Source organism: Schnuerera sp. (assembly GCF_035459645.1).
In the GTDB taxonomy this organism is placed as follows: Bacteria; Bacillota; Clostridia; order Tissierellales; family Tepidimicrobiaceae; genus Schnuerera.
Genome location: NZ_DATHXO010000193.1, coordinates 1 through 5,369 on the forward strand (window position 1 = coordinate 1; position 5,369 = coordinate 5,369).

General features: G+C 33.3%; 5 protein-coding genes. 4 read left to right on the forward strand and 1 reads right to left on the reverse strand.

Annotation, left to right across the window (positions count from 1 at the left end; genetic code table 11):
- Nucleotides 1-412: 412 nt before the first annotated feature.
- Complete coding sequence (locus VK998_RS04680; protein ID WP_325226044.1) at nucleotides 413-1,339, reverse strand: alpha/beta hydrolase; 927 nt, start codon at nucleotides 1,337-1,339, stop codon at nucleotides 413-415.
- A 178-nt stretch (nucleotides 1,340-1,517) separates the two neighbouring features.
- On the opposite strand from VK998_RS04680, the gene VK998_RS04685 reads away from it, so the two are divergent.
- The 4 genes from VK998_RS04685 to VK998_RS04700 all read left to right on the forward strand — a co-directional run bounded on the left by VK998_RS04685 (nucleotide 1,518) and on the right by VK998_RS04700 (nucleotide 5,131).
- Nucleotides 1,518-3,458 (forward strand): bifunctional metallophosphatase/5'-nucleotidase, encoded by a 1,941-nt coding sequence (locus VK998_RS04685; RefSeq protein WP_325226047.1) that lies wholly within the window; start codon nucleotides 1,518-1,520, stop codon nucleotides 3,456-3,458.
- 80 nt (nucleotides 3,459-3,538) lie between these two features.
- Complete coding sequence (locus tag VK998_RS04690; protein ID WP_325226049.1) at nucleotides 3,539-4,354, forward strand: dihydroxyacetone kinase subunit DhaK; 816 nt, start codon at nucleotides 3,539-3,541, stop codon at nucleotides 4,352-4,354.
- A gap of 21 nt (nucleotides 4,355-4,375) precedes the next feature.
- A complete protein-coding gene (locus VK998_RS04695) occupies nucleotides 4,376-4,582 on the forward strand; it encodes a dihydroxyacetone kinase family protein (protein WP_325226052.1) in 207 nt (68 codons plus the stop codon).
- Between the two features lie 141 nt (nucleotides 4,583-4,723).
- Nucleotides 4,724-5,131 carry an amidohydrolase family protein gene (locus tag VK998_RS04700; protein ID WP_325226055.1) on the forward strand — a complete coding sequence of 136 codons (408 nt, stop codon included), beginning with the start codon at nucleotides 4,724-4,726 and terminating at the stop codon, nucleotides 5,129-5,131.
- Nucleotides 5,132-5,369: the final 238 nt, after the last annotated feature.

Genomic DNA, 5,369 nt, shown 5'->3' on the forward strand with positions numbered 1-5,369 from the left:
GAGGAATTGAAACTGAAATGCGAAGGTTTTTTGAAGGGCAAGACGAAGAAGTATATAGATACCTATGAGGAATTGAAACAATCTACACCAGCAGCATGGAGTAGATTTAAGAATGGTATATAGATTACCTATGAGGAATTGAAACTATGAAATGAGTGATGAACAAAAAAGAACATACTTGTGTATATAGATTACCTATGAGGAATTGAAACAAACTCACAAAGAAAATGTAGGAGCTATAGCAACAGGTTTATAGATTACCTATGAGGAATTGAAACTTGCTATGGCTTTTGAATTTTGCAACAACGGTCTCTTATATTATATTAATCTTATAAAAGCTTAAGTATTAAATTTAATACTTAAGCTTTTTATAATAAAATAAGTTAACAAGTTAGTTAGTGGCATCAATATTTTATATGTGGTTATTTAACCACTGAATTACGTCTTTCATTACCTCATCCCTATTTAATTCATTCAACATTTCATGGCGACCATCTTTATATAATTTATATTCCAAATCATTTATACCGATATTTTGATATGTTTTTACTAGCTTTAAGACTCCTTTTCCCATATTTCCTACAGGGTCTTTATCTCCTGCAAATATATATACGGGGAAGTCTTTAGGTATTCCTTCTACATTACTTTTATGAAAAGTCTCCTTTAGCCCTCTAAAGAAATCATAGTAGAAGCTTGTGGTAAATATTCCGCCACAATAGGGATTTTGAATATACTTATCTACCTCTTTTTCATCCCTGGATAGCCAGTCGAAATCCGTCCTACTTGGTTTAAATTTTTTATTATAACTGCCAAAACTTAAATCGTTGAGGCGTGGACTCCTTGTCTTAGGTCCTTTTTTCGCAACCTCTCTTTTTGCTATACGTATTCCCAAATTTAATATAAGACCTTGATTACCTGAAGTTCCAGACAATATTACTCCTTGTATACTATTGGCATAAAGACCTATATAACGTTGAGATAAAAAGGAACCCATACTATGTCCAAATAAAAATAAAGGTAATTCATTACCTTCCCTATCTCGAATAAAATCCGTAAATTCTTTCATGTCTTTTAACATTCTGTTAAATCCGTCAGGGCCTAGATATCCAACTTTGTCTAGAGACGCTGCTGTTTTACCATGACCTCTGTGATCATTGGCGTATACTATATAACTTTGTTTAACAAGTCTTTCTGCAAATCTTTTGTATCTATATGAGGTTTCAGCCATACCATGAGCTATTTGGACAATGCCCTTTATATTAACACCTTCTGGACGCCAATTATATGCGTATATTTCTTGACCATCTGAAGCCTTATACTTTAGAGTCTTTTCAATCACTTTATCCCCTCCATGAAATTATTATACCAAACTTATTGTGGAATGGTTGGCAAAGGTTCATATCTTTTTTAAAATTATATTATGAAGACTAATGGATGTAAAGTTATAATCCAATATTATAATATCTAGTGCAATTGAAATAGTATAATGCTATAATTATATGTAAAAGGAGGTATATATGAGAAAAATTTCTAAATCATTACTCATTTGCTTAAGCATTTTAATACTATTTTTATTAGTTCCTCAGAACAGTTATTCAGAAGGAAAACCTGAATTCATAACCATACTTTTTACCCACGATATGCACGACCATTTCTATCCTTCCAAGGTAGAAGGAAATGGGGAAATTAAAACAGTAGGTGGATATGCTAGGCTGTATACAGCAATTAATGAAGAAAGGGAAAAGGATCCCAATCTGCTACTAGTAGATGGAGGGGATTTTTCCATGGGAACTTTGTTTCAAACTATCTATGCTAGTCATTCTCCCCAATTGAGAATACTGGGACAGATGGGATATGATGTAGTAACTTTAGGGAATCATGAATTCGATTTTAGGGCAGAAGGATTAGCAGATAGCCTTAAAAATGCCAAGGATAGTGGAGATGATTTGCCCCAGATTGTTGCATCTAATATTTCCTTTCCAGTAGACGATGAAGTGAAACTAACTCCCACCTTATCCAAGCTAACAGATTCTATGGAGTACTATGGAGTGAAGGGCTATACTATAATCCAACGTAATAAAATCAAAATAGGTATCTTTGGACTAATGGGAAAAGAAGCAGATTCCAATGCGCCTATGGCTGAGGTGGTGTTTGATGATCCTATTGAAACAGCTAAAAATATGGTAGATATATTAAAAAACGAGGAAAAGGTAGATCTGATAATTTGCTTGTCCCATTCAGGAACTCATAAAGATAGCTCTAAATCAGAAGACGAAATACTAGCTAAAAAGGTTCCAGATATCGATGTAATTGTAAGCGGACATAGCCATACTAGCCTTGATGAACCTATAATAATAGGGAAAACAATTATTGGTTCTTCTGGGAAAAATGGAGAAAAACTTGGAGTATTAAATATGAAACAACAAGGAGAACAGTGGAAAGTAGAAGATTATAGATTAGAACCTATAGGAGATCATCTAAAAGCTGATCCATCAATTGATGAAACCATAGAATATTACAAGAAAATAGTCCAAGAAGAATATCTAGATAACTTCAATATCGCCTTTGATGAGGTAGTGGCCTATTCTCCCTTTAGTTTCACTCCTTATAGTGTATTGGGAAATATACATGATGAAGATATACTAGGCAATTTGATCAGCGATTCCTTTATATATGCAGTAAAGAAAGCTGAAGGAGAAGATTATGATCCTATAGCTGTATCTATAGCACCTGTAGGTACTATAAGAGGTTCCTTTCCTAAGGGAGATATTACAGTATCCGATGTATTTACAGTTAGCTCATTAGGCATAGGACCAGATAAGGTTTCCGGGTATCCTCTAATATCCGTATACCTAACGGGGAAAGAGCTAAAAACTGTAGCAGAAGTAGATGCTTCCATTGCCCCTATTATGAAAGTAGCTCAACTATATTCATCAGGACTTAACTATACATTTAATCCTAACAGGCTCATTTTTAATAAGGTTACTGATGTGTATATACAAGATGAAGAAGGCAATAGGGAGGAAATAATAGATGACAAACTATATAGGGTAGTAGCAGGTTTGTATTCAGCTCAAATGCTTTCAATAGTTGGAGATGAGTCCTTTGGAATACTATCCATAGTACCAAAGACAAAAGAAGGCATTCCTATCACAGATTATGAAGCACAAATAATAAATGATGAAGGCCACGAAATCAAGGAATGGCTGGCTATAGCAGAATATCTAAAATCCTTTGATAAAGAAGATGGAATACCCCAAGTACCAGAATACTATAGTCAAAAACAAGGAAGAAAGATTGTAGATGATAATCCTAATCTATTTGAAATAATTAAATACCCAAATAAGATTGCATTAATCCTATATGGTATTGGGCTAGTTATTATAATCCTGATAATACTATTGATTAGATTTATAGTAAGGAAAAATAAGAGAAGAAGAGAAGCAAGTCGAGGGTAGTTATAGCCTTCGACTTGTTTTATCTTTAACATGTATTTTTTGATATAATAGAAACAATAGATTCAAAATGAGGTGATATTTTGAACAGCAATTATGCTGATATGCAATCTATTTTAGATGGGGAAAAAGTGATTATCGTCCCAACTATTGCTGCTACCGATGCACCTACTAGCCATTCAGCAGTACTATATACTCCTGATGGAGCCTTTGATGATTATGCATATTTTAAACAAAGTCCTAGTGTTGTATTGGTAGATACTGGTCATGAACCAGCTCATGGTGGTTTCGTGGGATTAGGTATGTTAGATGGAGCAGTAGCGGGAGAAGTATTCACATCTCCTACACCAGAGCAGGTACTGAAGGGAATAAAAGCAGTAGATGGAGGAGCTGCAGAAAAAGGTTTGGACTTGGAGAATGTAAAGCGAGTAGCAGAAAAGACAATAAAAAATGTAAGATCCATGGGTATGTCTTTGAGCCCTTGTATAGTACCAGCAGTAGGCAAACCTAGTTTTGAAATTGAGAAAGATGAAATGGAAATTGGTCTAGGAATCCACGGTGAACCAGGAATTCGTAAGGAAAAGATTAAAACAGCAGACCAAATTGCAGCCATACTAGTGGACAATATATTAAATGATATGAAATTGGAAAAAGATGATGAAGTAGCGGTAATGGTAAACGGCCTAGGTGGTACTCCCCTAATGGAATTGTATATACTTAATAGAGAAGTACACAATATATTAGACGAAAAGGGTATAAAAATACACAGAACCTTAGTAGGTGACTATATGACCTCTTTGGAAATGACTGGGGCTTCCATATCCTTATTGAAATTGGATGGGGAGTTGAAACAATTACTAGATGCAAAAGCTGATACTCCTGCATTTAGAAATCTGTAGACTAATATTGGAGGGATAAATATGTGGAGTTCAGATCTACTAATAAAGATAATAGATAATATGTGCAAAAATATAATAGAGAACAAGGGATACTTAACAGAGTTGGATAGGGCCATTGGTGACGCAGACCATGGTATAAATATGAGTAAAGGTTTTAGTGCAGTAAATGATAAATTGGATGAGATGTTTCAATTCTATAAGAATAAAGTTTTTATTCGAATTAATTAAATTATTACTTATGTTATAATAAAAAATGGAACTATTGTAGATGGATTAAGAACAAAACCTTATAGGTCTTCCATAGGTATTAAAAAGGGGCAGATTGCTAAAATTAGCTCTAGCTTAAAAGAGGAGTATGCAAATACAATTATTGATGCTCAAGATTTAATTGTAACACCTGGTTTTATAGACATCCATAGTCATTCAGATGATTCTTTTATCAAAGATAATAGATTGGAATCGAAAATATATCAAGGAGTTACAACAGAGATTGTTGGTCAATGTGGTTATAGCTATTATCAAAATGATGGAAATAGGAAACGAACTCTAACAGAGTTTATTGAAAATGTAAATGAAAAAAACAAAAAAACTTCCATCAATTGGGCTACACTTGTTGGACATAATTCTCTTCGTTCTACTAAAGCAACATACAAAAATCCTTTCCAAAAACCAGTTGGAATTGAATATGTTATTGTAAATGGAAAAGTGGTAATAAAAGAAGGGCAACAAACAGACAATAGATCTGGTGAATTTTTATTGAAACATTCTAGGATTTAAAATCTTAAAAGATTAGTTTTATAACAAATGTATATAATGTTTTTGCTTAAAAAGGCAATGGTATCACTTTTATAAAAGTGATACCATTGCCTTTTTAAAATTTACATGTCAAAAATAGCAATTATTTATTAATCTCACGCTTGTCAGTCCTACCCATTAAATAATCTACCGATACCTCAAAATATTCTGCTAAAGTATATAATTTTTCCATAGTTGTAAGTCTATAACCTCTTTCAAT